This window comes from Mucilaginibacter sabulilitoris (assembly GCF_034262375.1).
In the GTDB taxonomy this organism is placed as follows: domain Bacteria; phylum Bacteroidota; class Bacteroidia; order Sphingobacteriales; family Sphingobacteriaceae; genus Mucilaginibacter; species Mucilaginibacter sabulilitoris.
On the sequence record NZ_CP139558.1, the window covers coordinates 4,640,594 to 4,659,721 of the forward strand.

The window sequence follows — 19,128 nt, forward strand, 5'->3', positions numbered from 1 at the left end:
ACCCCGCATTCATGAAAAAGGTATGCATTATTATAAGTTTGAATTTCTTTGTGTTGTTAGTGCATGCGCAAATAAAGTTTGTCAAATGTGATAATGGCATCACCATAGCTTACGAAAGTTTCGGGCGCTTCAACGACCCAACAGTGATACTGATCAACGGTACAAGTGCTCCCATGACCGACTGGCCACTTGCATTTTGCAAAAAGATTGCGGCAAATGGCTACAACGTTATACGCTTTGATAACAGAGATGCAGGAGCATCATCGAAACTGGACGCCCTTGGCCAGCCGGATTGGGCGGCTATAGCCCCTTTTGTAAAAACCTGCAAGGCTGCACCGCTGCCTTACACCTTAATGGATATGGCCCGTGATGTAATTAGTTTGATGAAAGCGCTAAACATTACTAAAGCGCATATTGCTGGTGCATCAATGGGCGGGGCTATTGCGCAGTTAATTGCAATACATTACCCTGACAAACTACTATCATTAACCTGTATGTCAGCATCTTCCGGCAACCCAAACCTGCCGCCTCCAAATGCCGGCGCTTTAAAGGCCATGACTACACCTCCGCAAACCACCAATAGAGATACATTGGCAAACTACCTTGTACATACATACCAGGCGCTGGGCAGTACCGATGATCTGGAAACCCTAAAGAAAAAAGCATTTGATGTTGCAGATCATTCATGGTATCCCGCAGGCGCTGCAAGGCAGGTAGCGGCAGTACTGGTGGCGGATAATTGTGACCGCAGGGACGACCTCGCTAAGATAAAAGTTCCGGCAATGATTATTCACGGCGATTCGGACCCGCTGGTTTCCCTGCAGGCCGGAAAAGAAGTAGCAGCAGCTATACCAGGAGCTGAGCTAACCATTGTACCCGGAATGGGTCATGATCTTTCAACTAAATTCATTGAGGTAATTGTAAATGCATTAGTAAAAAATGCGGACAAAGTTAAAAGATGATGTTGATTTTTTTAAGATGAAACCTATAAGAATAATAATCAGAAAGGAGAAAAATGATGACCAACCACAAGAAAGGAACCCGTGAAGAATGGCTTGACGCCCGACTGCAGCTGCTTGATGCCGAAAAGGAATTAACGCAACGTTCCGATGAACTTGCGAAACAACGCCAGGAACTTCCCTGGGTTCGCATAGGCAAAGATTATCAATTTGATACGAGCGAGGGCAAAGCCTCGCTGACCGATCTTTTCAAAGGTCGCTCGCAGCTCATGATTTACCACTTTATGTTCGGGCCTGACTTCAAGGCAGGGTGTCCCACCTGCTCATCAATCGCCGATGGTTTCAATGGTGTCACCGTACACATGGAAAATCACGATTTGATGTTTTGGGCAGTGTCACGGGCACCGCTGGAAAAGTTGGAGGCATACAAACAGCGCATGGGCTGGACATTCCCCTGGGCATCCTCATTCGGCAGCGATTTTAACTTTGATTTCAGCGTAGGTTTCACCAAAGAGCAGATGCAGGATGGTATAAAATACAATTACCGGCAAGAGGAAGGTTATTCGCCGGAAACCGCGGCACATTCCGGCGCTTTCCAGTGGCGTGAGGGACAGGCCGCAGGCGAAGGGGCAGAAGCGAAGTTTGCCGCTATGACCGGAACCGATGTGCTGACCTATCACCGGGAAAGGCCCGGACTGAGCGCGTTTGCGCTGGAGGACGGCGCCGTTTACCATACCTATTCTGCCTATGGGCGGGGTGTTGATGCCATTTGGGGAATGTACCCATGGTTTGACCGTGCGCCGAAAGGCCGTAATGAGGGAGAGGGCCCGTGGTGGCAACGTCACGACGAATACAACAAACCCTGACAGTCGCAACATAGCGATATTGTTTATACATAAAACCACAACCTATGAAAACGAAAGAAAAGAAAAGCCAGACATCGGTTAAGGATAGCTTGGATAGGGCTGGATCGCCACAGATAGTGGACAGGGCCGGCTTCCAGAACAACTGGATGCGCTGAGGGTTCGCGAAAAGGCGCATACCCATGAAAGTGACGCTATAGCGGCGGCACGCCGCCGCTTGCCCATGGTGGAAGTAGACGGCGTTACAGCGCTCATTGGCGAGCATGGAGAGACGACACTGCTTGATGCCTTTGAAGGACGTACCATGCTTATTGCCTATTATTTAATGTGGCATGATGGAAAACCCGCTGCACAACAATGTGAGGGTTGTACCTGGGTCACCTCCCATATACATGAGCTATCTTATCTTTTTTCCAGGGACATCACATATGCCACATTTTGCCAGGGCCCATATGAAGAGAGCTCCCGGTACCGGGAGTTCATGGGCTGGGAAATGCCTTGGTATTCAGCGCCAAATTCGTCGCTTGAAACGCTGCTGGTAGGACGCAAGATTGGCATGATGCATATTGTGTGTTACCTGCGCCAGGGCGACCGTGTATTTGAGACATACTGGACAACCTTTCGCGGGGTAGAGACCATCGATTATAGCCTCGCATTGATGGACTTGACTGTGTATGGACGTCAGGAGGACTGGGAGGATTCTCCTGCCGGCTGGCCGCAGGATCGAAGCTACTTTCGTACCTACGGCGGGCCGCCGGACTGGCTATCGACAACCGAAGATCATGGGGGGCGCCCAATTCCTCAATGGCTTAGACTCGAGGCCGGATATGCTGACGACCTGACTGGAAATACCCCGTAAGTTTAAAGTTCAGGCTAAAAGAAAGTGAGTTATGAATATAGGCTACCAATCAAACGAGCCCCGGCAGGGCGATTCGGCGCAGATGCATGGTCGTGAGGTACAACGATCTAAAAAAGCCGCACACCACCTTGAAAAAAAAAGTCGAATTGCTTTTATCATCATCAGCAGCCTTATTTTTCTTGCCAGTGTCGCCGCAACCATTTATTTTACCAGTTCAATGTCGGGGGGAATGGATATGCCCGGCGGATGGAAAATGTCCATGATGTGGATGCCGATGCCCGGACAGGGCTGGGCAAGTTCGGCGATAACATTTCTGCTGATGTGGGAGAGCATGATGATTGCCATGATGCTGCCTTCGGCGGTCCCCATGCTGCTCCGCCATGGCCGGACACAAAATCATGAGCGCCAGTTATCCGCTTGCCTATCGATGCTGCAGTTAGCAAGCGGATACTTTTTTGTCTGGCTGCTTATTGGCATTTTAGTGGCAGGGGTTGGTATGGCCCTGGGACAGTTAATGATGGAGTCGTCAGCTTTCAGCAAAACGATACCCTTATTATCCGGTTTAGCTTTGGTACTGGCCGGAATTATTCAGCTTAGCCCATGGAAAATGCGCGGACTACGGCAATGCAGAGTAATGACTGCGCGCCTGAAAAATCAAAGTAAATGGCACATTGGCCTTAACGAGGGAATATCGTGCGCCATATGTTGTTCAGGCCCTATGTTGATTCTTCTTGTCATTGGTGTAATGAACATTTTTGTAATGGTGTTGGTGACAGTCATCATTGCACTGGAAAAACTCTTACCTAAGCCCGGCCTGGTTATAAGCGCTTCAGGCTTTGCGGCTATTGGTTTTGGGTTGGTCACAACAGTTAATTCGCTTTTCTAAATAGTTCAAATAGCTCAGGGGGAACCTGGACCATAGGAGAGGTAATGCGCTTTAACAACAGCCGGCGGAATCAAATCAAGCTGAGCCAAAACTATTCATGAAATAAATTTCAATTAGTGGTTACATTACCCGGTTGGAAGTTGACTAACAATAAATTTAAATCAAATTATTATGAAAAAGTCAACTTTAATTCTCGCAATTGCTGCCCTTGCATTTGCTTCCTGCAGAAAAACAGATGGTGTTGCACCGGTAAGCTCCACTCCTGATGTAAACACCGTAGCCTCTAAACATGGTGGCGCAGACGACAACATTAACCACGATGCTAATGACGACAATTTGCCTAAACACAGCGGAGCTGACGATGGCGTAAAACATGATGCCAATGATGACAATTTACCTAAACACAGTGGTAAGGATGATAGGAATATCACCGTTCCCACAAAGGTTACTGCCGCGTTTAATAAGTTGTATCCCGGCAGCGTTATCAGGGAATGGAAGTTAACCAGTGATGGATTATATAAAGCACATTTTACAAGAAAAGGCGTTGCTTATGAAGCTTCTTTTAAAGCTAATGGCACACTTGTAAAAATAGAAAGAGACAAATAATACGATTTCCTTCTTTTTTCTAAAGCCCGTAATTAGTTACGGGCTTTAGCTGTTGAAATATTTTACAAGTTATTAAAACACAATACCTGTCGCCAAATCATTTTTTTATCAAATACTTTTTGTTAAATTAGGTAACAATATTGCCTTAAAATTAAACCGAACAAATGGTTAGAAGGTTAAATAGCTTTACACTTGCTTGCATTCTGTGCCTGTTTTTGTCATGCTCTAAAGATAAAAAAACACCGCTTCCCGATCCTGCGGTAACACCACCACCTGAAACACCTCCGGGTCAGGGGCCAGGCGATCAAAACAAAGGGATCTATTCTGATTCTCTTTTCTTTGTTCAGCAAACTGATATTACTATAAAACCGGTAAATGCCAAAGCCGGTACCTACAGCAGCATTCCCGACGGGCTTAAGTTAGAAGAAGCTACAGGCGAGATAGACATAAATAAAAGTGAAACCGGCCTCAAATATAAAGTTACGTTTACGCCTTCCGGGGGTGGGGAAACTCAAACATCCTATGTCATTATTTCGGGTATCAATTACCAGGACAAAATATATAATTTATCAAAAGGGGATAGTGTGGCCGTGCCCATATACAATGCCAATTCAAAACTTGCTTTACCCGGTGCAAATAAAAGCAGCGTTTTTGACAAAGATGGTGACTGTAAAAAGGCAGGCATTGTGGTTAACAACAATGACGGGCGTATTAACCTTGCACAATCAGTGCGAAACCAAAGTATAGATACCGGCGCTACGGAAGAGGTAAAGCTACGCTATAGCATCAACGATAATAGCAATAAGGCCCCAAATGGACTGAACGTGAAAATATATTTCTACCGGACGGCCAAAGAAATCCCTCAATATCTTACTGATTTATTGGAGGAGAGAAAAACTTCCATATTGACCGAAGCTTCCGCGCCCTCCGCTATTCAAAGCAGCAGCCTGATTACGGCCAGCCTGTCAACAAATGCTAAAAAAGCCACCCGTGCAAGGCCACCGTGTATTATTGTGGTAAGCCGATAGTCAATACCATCGATACGGCATATTTTGAATATATTTAATTTATGTATTCAGGCCGTTTTATTCTTTGTATGCTTTTTGTATGGCTATTTTTCAGGCCTGCAGCAAATGCTTTTCAGCAATCACCTAATGAATACAAAAGGCTTTTTAGTTATGCAGAAAAGCTGGCTGCTGCTGATAACCCAACCGATAAAACAGACCAGCAGGCCCTTACTTTATATAAAAGAGTTATTGCTATTTTATCTCAAACAAATGCCGATGCTCCTTATCTGTTTAAAACCTATGTTAGCACGGGCGCTTTTTTACAGGTACTAAACCGGTCTGGCGAAGCTATAGACTACTTTCAAAAATCTTTCATTTTAAAGAAAAAGCTCTCCGCTCTCCCAGATTCGGTACTATTTAAACCATTACTCTATTGTGGTAACAGCTATTATCAGCAGGATAATCCCGACTCCGCGGCAATACTTTATAACCAGGCAAAAAATATTGCGGAAAAGTTCCCCACGGTCAGTGGCATAGAAAGGCTATATAATACCTTAGGTGTGGTAGCTTATTCAACAGGCAATTACAATAAAAGTATCCCATATTACGAAAAAGCTATTTCCATGTTACAAAGCCAGTCATCCTACGAAACCGCGCTATTGGTGACTTACAAAAGTAACCTTGCCTCCGCTTATCGCCGGTTAAAAAGATATGATGAGGCCCTAAAACTTTATAAGGGTGCCCTATCCTACCATATTGAAACAGATAAGTTATTACACAACATTGGCGCAGTATACCTGGCTATGGTGCAACCGGCACAAGCTATTGATTATTTAAAAAGCGTAAAATACGAGGATAAAAAGAAATTAAATGACCTGGGCAAAGCGTATCTCCAGCAAAACAATTATATGGCTGCGCTTGGATATTTGGAAAAGGCACAGGCATTAAATAACAAGGCCAGCAAAGCGCACAAGAACAGCGATTATGGCATCACCTTAAAATATACAGGCGATGCGTGGGTGCAGCAACAACAGTTGATAAAGGGGCTGGATTATTACCAGAGAGCCATCCAGAATCTGCTTTTGGATTTTCGTGACTATAATATTTATACTAATCCTCAAAATTTTAATAGCGTATTTAATGCCGATGAATTACTGGAAACCTTGCTGGCTAAAGCTTCGGCTTTTAAACTATTGTACGCCCAAAACCACAACATTAAAGATTTGGATGCATCGTTACAAACCTTTTTATGCTTTTACAAACTGGCAGATCATATTGAAAGATTTTATGAAAATGATGAAGCACGATACCTGATCAGCAGCAGGAAATATGCAGCGCACCAATTGCCTATTGATATCTGTTTACAATTATACAATCTTACTCATCAAAAAAAATATATTGAGCAAGCCTATTTCCTTGACGAAGAAAACAAAGCCAGCACGCTTTCTTTATACCTGGAAGAATCGAAATTAAAAACCAGCAGCGGCGTGTCCCAATCTTTATTACATCAGGAAGCTGTTTTGAAGGAAAATATAACCCGGATATCATTGCAGGCATCGGGCGAAACTGACAGTCTTATTTTGAATAAACTCAGATATCGTATAAATGATTATACCATTAAGCTGCTTGCTATACAGCAAAAAATAAATCAGCAAACGGGCTTTAGCCAATTGACTGTGCAAGGCAACGGTATTAATATTTCGTTACTTCAAAAAAACATTCCTGCACAAAGCGCCATCCTATCGTACCACGTTGGTCAGGTCAATATTTTATGCTTTGTTATTACCCATAATGGGTTCGATTTCTTTACCAGGCCGCTTACATCCAATTTCATGTCGGTGCTTAAGGATTTTTTCAGGGAGGCTCAATACCGGGAAGGTAACAACAACAGTAAGATCCGTGAACTTGGTAAAAATTTATACGGGCAACTGATCAAGCCCGCGGAAATATTTCTTGCCGGCAAGGATGCGCTAATGATCATTCCGGACGATGAACTTAATTACTTACCATTTGAATTACTGGCTAATGACGAGGGCACGAACCTGTTGAGGAAATATTCCATCACCTATAATTATTCCTGCGGTATATTGCAAAACAGCAATGTCAATTTGGCTAACAGCCAGCCAGGCAAACTGGGCATAGCGCCGTTTAATAAAAGGGTAAACAGTTTAGACATGGAGACCCCGGACTGGGCTCTGTTACCTGCCTCAAAACAGGAAATCGAAAGCATGGGAGGTACTTCCCTGTTTAACGAAAAAGCTACTAAGCAACAATTTTTAAATAGCGCGCATCAATATGGCATTATTCATTTAGCCACACATGCGTATGTCAATGACCTAAACCCAGGCAAATCATACATTGCGTTTTACCCGGCCGCACCAGCTTCCGGAATTACTTATAAACTGTATCAGCCAGAGATATATAATTTAAAACTGGATAAAACCGCTTTGGTAATATTGAGCGCCTGCGAAAGCGGAACGGGCGAGCTGATTAAGGGCGAAGGGCTGATGAGTCTTTCAAGGGCTTTCTCATACGCCGGGTGCAATAATATCATTACATCGATGTGGAAGGCTGACGACGCTTCAACAGCTTATATTTCCGCGAGATTACATGCGTATCTGAAAAAAGGACATACCATAACCCAGGCATTAAAAGAAGCCCGGCTCGACTACCTTAATGACGACCAGATACCATCTGCAAAAAAGGCATCTGGTTATTGGGCCCATTTGCGTTTAATAGGGGGCTTCGAAAAAACGGAAGAGCACCATTACCTTTTTGTCTGGTTGCTGATTATAGTCGTTTTTTGCGTTATCCTCTTCATAAAAAGAAACCTGGACCGCCTAAAACAACCCCGGCTCAATCAATAAAACATCACCCGCTTGTTGGGTTGACACTGTCTTTTTTACAGCTGTATAAGCCGTAACCACACCTAATAAAATTATAGCTATGCTGATGTTGTTTTGTTTTAAACTTTTCATAATCCCTTTCTGTTTTATACTTAGTATCCACCACAGTAAGATATGTAACCCCCTGTTTTAAAATCCCGGCTTATCGACCAGGATTTTTGATGAGGAGTAATTTTAGTTTAAGCAGGGTAAAGCAGGTAACCCTGTCATGATACAAATGATCGCTATCATGGTATATTTTTTCGAATAAGGGCTTTGTTTTCGCGGGCTCGTTATTCCGTAAATAGGTGATTGCAAGATAATACTCCGCATCGTCCTTATAATTACCAGAAGAGTCCCGCAGTACAGTATTAAATTCCCTGATGGCGCTGGAGAACTGTTGTGTAACTAAATACGCCTGTGCGCTAAGAAAGTAATCTTTTACAGTATGTTTTTTGTTTTTTTCAACACCGGAGATAACCTCGTAATAATCTTTATTGGTATAGGCCTTTTCAACAACTGATGTTTCTTTTGCGCCACGTTCAACACCGGGTTCATAAGGTCGGTAATGATCTGCCGATAGCCTCGACGGAGATACGGTTATATATTCATAAGCCCCAAATAAAAACAGCAATACAAATAATCCGGCTGCTATCCTCATTGTATAACGAATAAAAGGATAGCTTTTTCTCTGTATCGATTTTGCTCCTTCATTCCTAAACTCATTCATCATTTCCTGATGTACTGATGCTACCTGCTGTTTTAAGCCGTAATGCTGCACCACTAACTTAGCTGCCTGCAAATTTTCCAGCTCGGCCCGCATGTCTGCATCTTCTGTAAGCAACTTTTCAAAAGCACTTAGCGCTTCGCCGGTTAGCTCACCATCAAGATACCGTATCAACTTTTCGTTTGGCTGCCCGTTATTGTCCATATAATAATGCGCTTTTAAATTGTTGTGCCAACCCCGGATTGGCAGAAAGCATCTCCTCCAGGCTTTTTAAACACTTATATTTTTTATTCCTGAGCACCTGCTCGTTTTCATAATTAACCATTGGTAATATCTCTTTCATTGAAAGGTTATCATAATAATAAGCGGTCAAAATTTGCCGGCATATAACCCCCAGTTTATCCATCAATGTCATAACCATCTTCTTGGCGTCGCGTTCAATTAAAAAATCACTTACATCTTTTTCATCCGTATCTTTCTCGTTTTCGTATTTTCCGTCTCTTGCCATTGCCCTTCCACGTTTCTTTAACTCATTTAGCCACGTATACTTATTAAGAGCGAATAAAAATGTTTTGATGGTTGATTCTCCTTTGAACTTTCCCTGCCTTACGATGTCAATAAAGGTGACTATCATCTCCTGAAAAACATCTTCGGCGTCCTGCTCCGATCCCTGGTTCTGCTTTACATAATTGCTTAATACAGCATAATAACTGCGATATATAAAACCGATAGCCAAATTGCTTACATGCTCTTTTTTTAGCATTTCGATTAACTCCCAATCGGAGAAATTCGATATGACTTTCTTCATATAATACGTTGTTAGTAAATACTGTAGTTTACAATGTAACCAATGTACTTTTTTTAAAATTGTTTTATTTCAAAAGCCAAAAAATGCCTGTGAAAAAACTTCAGTGTTTCCGGAGGTTGTCGCTTATCAAGCTTTTACGGTTGCTGCGTTAACTGAAGTCTTTCCCGTTAAACTATCCACAATTACCGGGCAGTCCAAAAATAAATAAGTTGCTCTGTTCTCTAAATCCTGCCTTCACGTTGGCTAAACAATCATCAGGTGTTTCCAAAAGGAAATTTGAAAGATAATATGACCAATCCCCTGAACAATCCGCCGATTAAGCTAAATTGCCATCATATGAAAAAATATCTTCTCATCGGCCTTTTATTGCTGACATCTCCTTTAATGCTATCTGCACAGCGCAATGACGGGGCCGTTATTCCCGGAGATTTTGCAGATCCTTCGATTATTAAAGTGAAGAGCACTTACTTTGCCGTGGGTACTTCATCAGAGTGGGCTCCTCATTTCCCAATCTACCGGTCTGCCGATTTAAAAAACTGGTACCAGAGCGGTTACGTTTTCGATAAGGCGCCAGATTGGACGTCAGGATCGTTTTGGGCGCCAGAGTACTATAAAATAAAAAACACCTACTACATTTATTATACTGCCCGGCGTAAATCTGACAATGCATCTTACATCGGCGTAGCCACATCGAAATATCCGGATAAAGAATTCAAAGACCATGGAGTACTTATTGCTTTCGGCAAAGAGGCTATTGATGCCTTTGTTTTTAATGATGGAGGGCAGTTGTATATTACCTTTAAAGCTTACGGTTTAGATAAACGCCCGATCGAACTGCTGGCCAGCAAACTTTCCGCCGACGGTTTAAAGCTTGAGGGTAATATATTCTCCTTGCTTAAAGATGAACAGCGTTTAGGAATGGAGGGGCAAAGCATCCTTAAAAAGGATGGCTACTATTATTTGTTTTACTCGGCAGGTAATTGCTGTGGCATACAATGCAGTTATAATGTACAGGTAGCCCGTGCAAAAGGCTTTAGCGGGCCTTACGAATTATATGCGGGCAACCCTGTTTTGGCCGAAAACAATAAATGGAAATGCATGGGGCATGGCACGTTTGTAACAGGCGAAAGTGGCAACTACTATTACCTGCACCATGCGTACAATAAGGAAAGTTCGGTACTCACCGGCAGGCAGGCGCTACTATCCGAATTGGTTTGGCCTGAGAATAGCGGGTGGCCGCGGTTTAAACCACAACAGGTAGTTGGTAATAAAGCGCCGGATATTATTGACAAATTTATGGCACCTGCTATAAGCAAGTTTTGGCAATGGGATTTTCGACATGCAACCCCTGACATAAGTCAGCAAAAAGGCGTACTTTACCTATCCGGGAATGTTAAACCCGACAATCAAACAGGCGTTGTCCTTACTTCAAGGCCTGTTTCGGGCAGCTTTGTGATGAATGTTACCGTGCTTAATTACAATGAGGCGCTTAAAGGCCTATCCTTTTACGGTGATGTTAACGCGGCTTTAGGCATAGGCATCCAGAATAACCGGGTGCTTGTATGGCAGATCAGTGAGCATAATTTTTCTGTCTTAGCAGAAGCTCCCGTTTTGAAGGAGCCAGCGCAACTCAGACTGGAACTAACTACAGGCAAGCGATGTAAGTTTTATTATCAGCAGGGCAAAAAAGGCTGGTTACCCCTATTGACAGCTGACACGCTGAAAGTGGATGCCTTACCGCAATGGGACAGGAGCCCAAGAATAGGCCTGCATTTTAAAGGTGATAGCAGTCTCAATGCTCAGTTTGCAAATTTCAGCATTTTGATGGACCATTAGTTGTTCCTTATTGACTTTCTGAACGGTCCATGGTAATTAATTTTTTTAAATATCAATCTGAATAAACAAAGGTATAGTTGCTTTTAAGCGGTTAGTTTATTCAAATCGGCCAGACATTTATGGACGAAAATCCGATCTATCTTGTATTTTTATGTTGTGAACAACATAAAAATCTTTTCGCTTTCCAGGCACAGCCGGCTCTTTGAGGTACCCGATCCTAACGCGGAATATCTTTTCGTAAACTCCGGTGACCGTCCTTATTACGAAGAGCCGTATAGGGCCGAGAGCTACGCAATAGTATTTATAAAAGAAGGCAGCGTGAAAATGAATGCCGGTTTTACATCCCGCGAGGTTATCGCTCCGTCGGTCATCACCTTAGGTCCATCGGTTATCCGGTATTTTACCAAGAGCAGCGATCACCTGAAAATGGATGTCATTTTTTTTAAAGACACTTTTTTGCTGCAAAGCCATGCCGATCATTTTTTTCTGGCCAGGTACCAGTTTTTTGAAAACAGCGATCTGCATGTGCTGCCACTGAAAAAACCTGGTGTTATCAAATTCGTCAAACTATATGAGCTGCTCCGACTTACATATACCGCAGTCAATTTCCATCGGGCTGATATTATCCGGAGTTACATCTTTGCATTGGTTTATGAGGTGGATGACTATCACCGGCAACATGCCTCCGAGATACCGGTACCCGTAAAATCCCATCCTTTGTTTGCCAAATTCAGGGTGCTGCTCAATAACTATTATAAGTATGAGCGCAAGCTTGATTTTTATGCAGATCAACTGAATATGACCGCCAAATCACTTTCTGCAGCTATTAAAAAGCAAACGGGCCGCTCTGCCGGGAAATGGATAGATGATGCCATAATCCTTGAAGCCAAAGTGTTGTTGCAGAATAAAACGCTCACCGTATCCCAGATCAGCGGGATGCTCAATTTTTCCGACCAGTCTGTTTTTGGTAAATTCTTCCGTGCGGGTACAGGGATGTCGCCTGTTGAATACCGGAAGAAATTTGATTGAATGTTGTCTTCTTCTTTTGGCTGAAATAAGCCATTTCGACGAACATTGAGGTGATCCGGCCTATTTTTGCCAGCTCTTTCTCCGGAAATTTGTCCTATTAAACAATTAATAAAGTTTAGACATGACAAAGCCGGCACACATCAGTTCACACGGATCCAAAGAAACTATGTTGATCATTGCAGAAGATGTGTTTGCTCAATACAGCTTTGCCGGTGCATCCATCAGGCTCATCGCTCAAAGATCGGGCATGAGTTCGGCAATGGTCAGCTATTATTTCGGTTCCAAAGAAGCGCTTTACCTCAACATTTTCGATCTGCGCCTGAAAGAGGTCCACGAAGAGATCAGCCGGTTCGAATGCCTTGATGTTGATCCGGCCAAAAAGCTGAGATCATATTTAGCTGCCTATATCGGGCGGGTCGCCTCCAATCGAAGTTTTCATCAACTGGTTCGTAATGAATTGGTTACTACACAGCATCCGTTTATTATAAGCCGGTTACTGGAAGCCAGGACCCGTATCTATGATTTCCTGCTCCAGATGCTCAGATGCGGAATAGCCAGGGGATATTTTAAAACTGTAGACGAGGAAGTTTTTGCGCTGAATATACTGGCCCTGGTGCCGTCGCTCTATACGGATCATTTACCCGCTCACAGTCATTTAAATCAATCATCATCCAGTAATCCTGCCAACCGGATATTAAATTATGTGATGTCAATGCTTTATCTGAAAAACCATAATCCATTAAAAGTAAATTGTCATGAGTAATTATATCCACCACGGCAAAAGGCCACATTTCCGGCCCGCTGTTTTATCATTGTTCATTTTAATACTGTCGGCAACAGGCAGCGCTCAGGAACAACCGGGCAGTAACTACAGACTTACGCTTACAGAAGCGGTACAATTTGCCAAAAGCCAAAACAAATGGGTACAGGCAGCCAATATGGAAGAGAGCGCCGTCGGTCAAGATCGCAAAGATGCTTACAACGCCGCGCTGCCCAGCATCAATATCAATGGATCTTATCAGCGTTTCTCAAGCCTTACCTTGTTTTCAGAAGGCCTTAGTCATTCCACGACCGTGCCCAGGTCGCCAACGTCGAACGCTGCCACTTTGGGTGCCGATGCTTTATTTAATATTTATAACGGTGGCAGACAGCGGGCTATGCAAAAAGAGGCAAGCACGCGACTGAACCTGGCCAGGCTAAACACGCGGGATCAGTCGGGCAATATTGCCTTACAGACAGCCGGACAATATCTGGACCTGGTGAGACTTAACGACTTGCAAAAGTTTATCCTTGATCAATTGAAAAGGGCTCAATCCCGGTTGAACAACATCAATGCGTTATACAAAAATCAGAAGGTAACCCGGAGCGATGTGTTGCGCGCGGAAGTGACATTGTCTAATGTTCAACTCTCTCTGGAGCAGACTGAAAACGATATCACGATTGCCAATCAAAAATTGGATGTATTAATCAACGTTCCTGATTCTGTACGCATCCTGCCTGTCGATTCAGCTGCGATGCCTAAACCGCAGATGAGCTCGTTGCTACCGCTTATTGACGCTGCCATAGCTTCATCTTACACTATTCGAAAAGCTGCTGAAAATGTTATACTGCAGCAATCGCGATTAAAAGCCGTGAAAAGTGCTAATATGCCAAGCATGAGTTTTTACAGCGCTTATGGTTTAAACTATCCTAATTACCTGTTCTTTCCGCCGGTTAACCAGGCTTATGCCATTGGGTTTGTCGGGCTAAAGGCACAGTATAGCATCTCATCTTTATATCACAATAAAAGCAAGGTGGCGGCGGCTCGGATCAGAGTAAAAGAAATGGAAGTGCAGCAGGATGCTTATACTGATAATGTTCGGACGGATATCAAAGCTTATTACTCCAAATATGGCGAAGCGCTTAATCGCATTGAGGTTAATCAGCACTCGGTAGAGCAGGCGTTGGTTAACTACCGCATCGTCAATACCAAATATTTGAATCAACTGGCGTTGCTCACGGATTTGCTGGATGCGGATAATTTGTACCACGAATCAAGATTTAATCTGGTAAAGGCTCAGACTGACGCGTTGACCATTTACTACTACATTCTTTACATAAGCGGGAACTTATAAATCATCATAAAATGAAAAAGCAAAATCACAAAACGCATCCTGGGAATATAATTATCACCGGTTTGGCATTAGTTTTAATAATTGCCGGGTCTATATATTTTTTCCAATACCTGAGCTACAGCGCCCACTACGAAGAAACTAATGATGCCCAGGTAGAATCCTACATCAACCCGGTTTCGGCAAGGGCCGGCGGATATATCCAGCATGTTTACTTTAACGAGCATCAACTCGTAAAACAAGGCGATACGCTGGTTACGCTGGACGACCGGGAGTACCGCGCCCAACTGGAAGCTGCCGAAGCCGCCATGGATGATGCCCACGCACAACTAACCGTGCTCGATGCCAGCATCCGCTCGGCAGAAACCGGTACACGGATCAATCAGGATCAGATTAAAGGCGCACAAGCCCGGTATGTACAGCAACAACAGGACATTCGCCGGTACACCAACCTGGTAAAAGAAGAAGCTGCTACGGGGGCCGACCTGGAGCAGGTTAAAGCACACTATGATGTGGCCGAAAGCGATTATAGTGCAGCCATCAACAGCCTGAAAACCAACGAAGCACGAATTGCAGAACTTAAAACACATTTCGCCGTGCTGCAGGCAGATATTAAACACAAGCAAGCCTCGCTGGAGCTGGCCAGGCTCAACCTATCATACACTGTTATCCGCGCACCATACACGGGCGTGCTAGGGCGTAAAAACATACTGGAGGGTCAGCAGATTCAGCCGGGGCAACCGCTGGTAAGCATCATAGACGAAAAAGAAAAGTGGATTACCGCAAACTATAAGGAAACGCAGGTAGCCGGCATGTATGTAGGACAGTCGGTAGAAATCAGGGTTGATGCCATTAATCATAAGGTATACAAAGGCCGTATCAAAGCCATCGCCGGCTCAACCGGTTCGCGCTTTTCACTTTTGCCGCCGGATAACTCGACCGGGAATTTTGTGAAAATTATCCAACGTGTGCCGGTAAAAATTGAGTTTGCAGATGAGCGCGGCGAGAAAGTGGTACCTGGAATGAGCGTAACCGTAGCGGTTAAAAAAAGATCATAAATCATTATGGAATCGGCATATTTTAAAAATTGGATAACCGGCTGGCATTGGGGTGTGCGCATTGCGCTGTTCTTCATTATGGTGTCGGGCCTGGTGCAACTGGGTTTGTTTGTACTTACCCAAAGCTACATGGTTGCCTACCTGGGCGCACAGCCTGAAGATATTCAGTTTGGTGTGATGTCAACTTATGCAGGCATTATCACGGTTTTACCTTTACAGTTTCGCTTTTTTAAATACTTCCAGACACGGAGTTATTTATTGGCAAGTATGATGATGGCAATTGTGCTCAATATTGCTTGTCTGTATTGCCAGGATATCAATCTGTTTTTGATCATCCGTTTTGCGCAGGGAATTATTACGGCCAATGTAATTGTGTTTGGGTTGTTACTGGTGTTTACCCGGCTTCCTTCAGAACGGGCGAAAACCGTAGCGCCGGCCGTGTTTTATGGAACCTTGCTCAGCAATGCTGTGCTCATCGGTTTGCTGGCTGGCGTAGTGGTAGAATCAGCGGATTGGAAGGTGACCTACTATTACCTCGTCTTGTTTCAACTGCTGCTACTGGTCATCATTCTATTGATGTTAAAGGAAAAATCAGTAACCAGGCATTACCCTTTGTACCAGGTTGACTGGGCCGGTGTGGTGATATTTGCCTGTGCCGCTTTGTCACTGGCCTATACCACTATTTATGGCTCGAAGTATTACTGGTTTGCCGATGTAAGGATTCGTCGGGGAGCTATCGCTACCGTAATCGGTGTTGTCTTGTTTTTATACAGGCAGTATATGCTAAAGCGGCCGGTAATTCATCTCAGCATCTTTAAATCCCGCAATTTTGTGGCTGCTGTATGTTTGCTGGCCATTTATTATGGCTGTAAGGACAGTATCAACCTTGTGTATAATTATGCCGGCGGTGTACTTAAATGGAGCGCACTCCAGGTGATGACGCTCGCTTTGTGGAATATTGTCGGAATGGTTGGCGTGCTGGTTGTAGTCATCCGGCTGATGCTCGTTAAAAAAGTTACGATTAAAGGATTACTTATAGCTGGATTTGCATTGCTTGGCGCCTTCAATTGCTGGATGAGCTTTTTGCTGACTCCCGACCTCGCTTTTACCGATCTGCTTTTACCGGTGTTTTTACAGGGTGTTGCTTCTGGTTTTTTGTTTGTACCGATTATGATCTATGTACTTTCATCAACCCCGGCTTATGCCGGCATGAGCGGAATGCTCGTAGCTGCCTGTACACGTTTTACCGCCACCGCCAATTCTTTTGCCGGGTTTTATAACCTGCAGCTATATTTTAACCAGTATTTCAAAGAAGGTTTTTTAGGTTATCTGACAACGGACAACCAAAATATGGCTACCCGCTTGACTAACTACCGGGAGCTTTATGCTTCAAAAGGGTTTACCGTTGAACAGGCCTCCGTCCTGGCGAATGCAGCGGTATGGCAAAATCTTACACAGCAAAGCCAGTTACTAACCAACCGGGCTTTGTTTATCGGTTTTGCCATACTTTCGCTGGTTGTGGCGCTATTGATGCTGGTCATTCCCGCCATAGGAAAAATCTGGCTGCACCTGAACAAACAGCGAATGGCGATGGTGTTGGGCGATCGAATCTTAAATATGGCGGGAATGATAAAAACTTTGACCATTTCCGAAAAAAGATGATAGCACAGGCAGTCTACTTTTGCTTTAAAACATAATAAAAATGGAAATTGAAGAACAGAAAACAACAGGTATAACAACACCCGAAGCAAAACAAATTCTGGGATCGGTGGCAATATTGGAAGCATTGATTGCCGAAGGAGTTGACGTTTTTTTTGGAATACCCGGAGGCGCCAATATCGCCATATATGACGCGTTATTTGATTACAGCGGGAAGCTTGAGCACATTTTGGTGCGGCACGAACAAGGTGCCATTCATGCCGCCCAGGGATATGCACGCACCTCCGGAAAAGTGGGCGTGGCTTTTGCAACAAGCGGCCCCGGCGCCACCAATATGATAACCGGTATTGCCGATGCCATGATAGACAGCACACCCGTTGTTTGTATTACAGGACAGGTTTACGCCCATCTTTTAGGATCGGATGCCTTCCAGGAAACGGATATCATCAACATGACCGCCCCGGTAACCAAATGGAATTATCAGGTAACCGACGCGGAAGAGATCCCTTCTGTATTGGCAAAAGCATTTTACATTGCCCGTAGTGGCAGACCGGGACCGGTGCTGATCGATATTACCAAGAACGCGCAACTGCAAATGTTCAATTATAAAGGCTACACCCGATGTGATCATATCCGGAGTTACCGCCCCAAACCAGTTGTACGCCCCGAACACATTGCCCAGGCGGCCATATTAATTAGTCAGGCTCAAAAGCCTTTAGTTATTTGGGGGCAAGGCGTGATCATAGGCAGTGCTGAGGCAGAATTTAAAACCTTCATTGAAAAGGCGGGTATTCCAAGCGCATGGACAATTTTAGGCGCCGGTGCTATCTCAACCGACCATCCGCTTAATGTAGGCATGCTGGGTATGCACGGCAACTACGCGCCAAACCTGCTCACCAACGAGTGCGACTTACTAATTGCCATAGGTATGCGCTTTGACGACCGGGTTACCGGCCGTTTAGATAAATATGCCAAACAAGCTAAAGTGATACACCTTGATATAGACCCGGCCGAGATTGACAAAAACGTAAAATCGACCGTGCCCGTTTGGGGCGATTGCAAGGAAACCCTCCCGATGCTCACTGCCCTGATTGAGCAAAGAGAGCATACCAATTGGCTGGCACAGTTCCGGGCTTATTACCAGGAAGAACTGGATACGGTGATCACGCCGGAATTAAACCCGGCATCGGACGATATAACCATGGGCGAAGTAATGCGTCATCTGAATGAACTTACTCAGGGCGATGCCATTATTGTGTCTGATGTTGGTCAGAACCAGATGATAGCCAGCCGGTATGCTAAACTGAATAAAACTCGAAGCAATGTGACAAGCGGTGGTTTGGGGACCATGGGCTTTGCCCTGCCTGCTGCCATCGGCGCAAAATATGGCGCGCCTGATCGGACGGTCGTCACCATTGCCGGCGACGGCGGTTTCCAGATGAACCTGCAGGAATTGGGCACTATAATGCAAAATAAGGTAGATATAAAGATGATCATTTTAAATAACCGCTTTTTAGGGATGATCCGTCAGTGGCAGGAGTTATTCAGCGACAGCCGCTATTCGTTTTGTGATCTGGATAATCCTGATTTTGTTGCGCTGGCCGCTGCTTACCGGATTGAGAGCAAATGGGTGTCTGACCGGGAAGAGCTCCCGGTAGCCCTAACCGAAATGATGAATAGCAAAGGGGCATTCTTGCTTGAAATACTGGTAAGCAAAGAAAATAACGTTTTCCCGATGGTGCCGCAAGGGGCCAGTTTAAGTGAGATCAGGCTGAAGTAACAACGGAAATACCTGGAATGATCCGCATATATTAGTTAAGCAGATCATTCCATCC

17 protein-coding genes are annotated in these 19,128 nt (G+C 44.4%); 14 read left to right on the top strand and 3 right to left on the bottom strand.

The genetic code is table 11. From position 1 onward, the window contains the following. Nucleotides 1-11: 11 nt before the first annotated feature. The 7 genes from SNE25_RS19770 (at nt 12) to SNE25_RS19800 (ending at nt 8,047) form a co-directional block, all read left to right on the top strand. On the top strand, nt 12-962 hold the full coding sequence (locus SNE25_RS19770) for an alpha/beta fold hydrolase (RefSeq protein WP_321560725.1): 951 nt from the start codon (nt 12-14) through the stop codon (nt 960-962). A gap of 56 nt (nt 963-1,018) precedes the next feature. After that, the gene (locus SNE25_RS19775) at nt 1,019-1,825 is read left to right on the top strand and encodes a DUF899 domain-containing protein (protein WP_321566239.1); all 807 of its coding nucleotides are present in this window, start codon (nt 1,019-1,021) and stop codon (nt 1,823-1,825) included. Nucleotides 1,826-2,018: 193 nt separating this feature from the next. Further along, nucleotides 2,019-2,681 carry a DUF899 family protein gene (locus SNE25_RS19780; protein WP_321566240.1) on the top strand — a complete coding sequence of 221 codons (663 nt, stop codon included), beginning with the start codon at nt 2,019-2,021 and terminating at the stop codon, nt 2,679-2,681. A gap of 31 nt (nt 2,682-2,712) precedes the next feature. After that, complete coding sequence (locus SNE25_RS19785; RefSeq protein ID WP_321560726.1) at nt 2,713-3,567, top strand: DUF2182 domain-containing protein; 855 nt, start codon at nt 2,713-2,715, stop codon at nt 3,565-3,567. A 171-nt stretch (nt 3,568-3,738) separates the two neighbouring features. Continuing rightward, nucleotides 3,739-4,173: a hypothetical protein gene (locus SNE25_RS19790; protein WP_321560727.1), complete on the top strand. Its 435-nt coding sequence runs from the start codon at nt 3,739-3,741 to the stop codon at nt 4,171-4,173. A 164-nt stretch (nt 4,174-4,337) separates the two neighbouring features. Then, nucleotides 4,338-5,201 (top strand): flagellar basal body L-ring protein FlgH, encoded by an 864-nt coding sequence (locus SNE25_RS19795; RefSeq protein ID WP_321560728.1) that lies wholly within the window; start codon nt 4,338-4,340, stop codon nt 5,199-5,201. Nucleotides 5,202-5,242: 41 nt separating this feature from the next. Further along, entirely contained in the window at nt 5,243-8,047 is a 2,805-nt protein-coding gene (locus tag SNE25_RS19800; RefSeq protein WP_321560729.1) for a CHAT domain-containing protein, read from the top strand. On the opposite strand, the gene SNE25_RS19805 is transcribed toward SNE25_RS19800, so the two are convergent. The 3 genes from SNE25_RS19805 to SNE25_RS19815 form a co-directional block, all read right to left on the bottom strand. Continuing rightward, complete coding sequence (locus SNE25_RS19805; protein ID WP_321560730.1) at nt 8,021-8,158, bottom strand: hypothetical protein; 138 nt, start codon at nt 8,156-8,158, stop codon at nt 8,021-8,023. The two genes, SNE25_RS19800 and SNE25_RS19805, sit on opposite strands and share 27 nt — an antisense overlap. A 70-nt stretch (nt 8,159-8,228) precedes the next feature. After that, nucleotides 8,229-8,996: a hypothetical protein gene (locus SNE25_RS19810; RefSeq protein ID WP_321560731.1), complete on the bottom strand. Its 768-nt coding sequence runs from the start codon at nt 8,994-8,996 to the stop codon at nt 8,229-8,231. Beyond that, complete coding sequence (locus tag SNE25_RS19815; protein ID WP_321560732.1) at nt 8,986-9,600, bottom strand: RNA polymerase sigma factor; 615 nt, start codon at nt 9,598-9,600, stop codon at nt 8,986-8,988. Before SNE25_RS19815 ends, SNE25_RS19810 begins: the two co-directional genes overlap by 11 nt. 336 nt (nt 9,601-9,936) lie before the next feature. Here SNE25_RS19815 and SNE25_RS19820 point away from each other — a divergent pair, with 336 nt between their 5' ends. The 7 genes from SNE25_RS19820 to ilvB all read left to right on the top strand — a co-directional run bounded on the left by SNE25_RS19820 (nt 9,937) and on the right by ilvB (nt 19,073). Beyond that, nucleotides 9,937-11,436 carry a glycoside hydrolase family 43 protein gene (locus SNE25_RS19820; RefSeq protein WP_321560733.1) on the top strand — a complete coding sequence of 500 codons (1,500 nt, stop codon included), beginning with the start codon at nt 9,937-9,939 and terminating at the stop codon, nt 11,434-11,436. A 156-nt stretch (nt 11,437-11,592) separates the two neighbouring features. Next, nucleotides 11,593-12,465: a helix-turn-helix domain-containing protein gene (locus SNE25_RS19825; RefSeq protein WP_321560734.1), complete on the top strand. Its 873-nt coding sequence runs from the start codon at nt 11,593-11,595 to the stop codon at nt 12,463-12,465. Nucleotides 12,466-12,586: 121 nt separating this feature from the next. After that, the gene (locus SNE25_RS19830) at nt 12,587-13,228 is read left to right on the top strand and encodes a TetR/AcrR family transcriptional regulator (RefSeq protein ID WP_321560735.1); all 642 of its coding nucleotides are present in this window, start codon (nt 12,587-12,589) and stop codon (nt 13,226-13,228) included. Beyond that, a complete protein-coding gene (locus SNE25_RS19835) occupies nt 13,221-14,579 on the top strand; it encodes a TolC family protein (RefSeq protein WP_321560736.1) in 1,359 nt (452 codons plus the stop codon). The genes SNE25_RS19830 and SNE25_RS19835 overlap by 8 nt, the downstream gene beginning before the upstream one ends. 11 nt (nt 14,580-14,590) lie before the next feature. Further along, nucleotides 14,591-15,634 (top strand): HlyD family secretion protein, encoded by a 1,044-nt coding sequence (locus tag SNE25_RS19840; RefSeq protein WP_321560737.1) that lies wholly within the window; start codon nt 14,591-14,593, stop codon nt 15,632-15,634. A 6-nt stretch (nt 15,635-15,640) separates the two neighbouring features. Beyond that, nucleotides 15,641-17,296 (top strand): MFS transporter, encoded by a 1,656-nt coding sequence (locus SNE25_RS19845; RefSeq protein ID WP_321560738.1) that lies wholly within the window; start codon nt 15,641-15,643, stop codon nt 17,294-17,296. Between the two features lie 40 nt (nt 17,297-17,336). After that, a complete protein-coding gene (gene ilvB / locus SNE25_RS19850) occupies nt 17,337-19,073 on the top strand; it encodes a biosynthetic-type acetolactate synthase large subunit (RefSeq protein ID WP_321560739.1) in 1,737 nt (578 codons plus the stop codon). Nucleotides 19,074-19,128 lie beyond the last annotated feature (55 nt).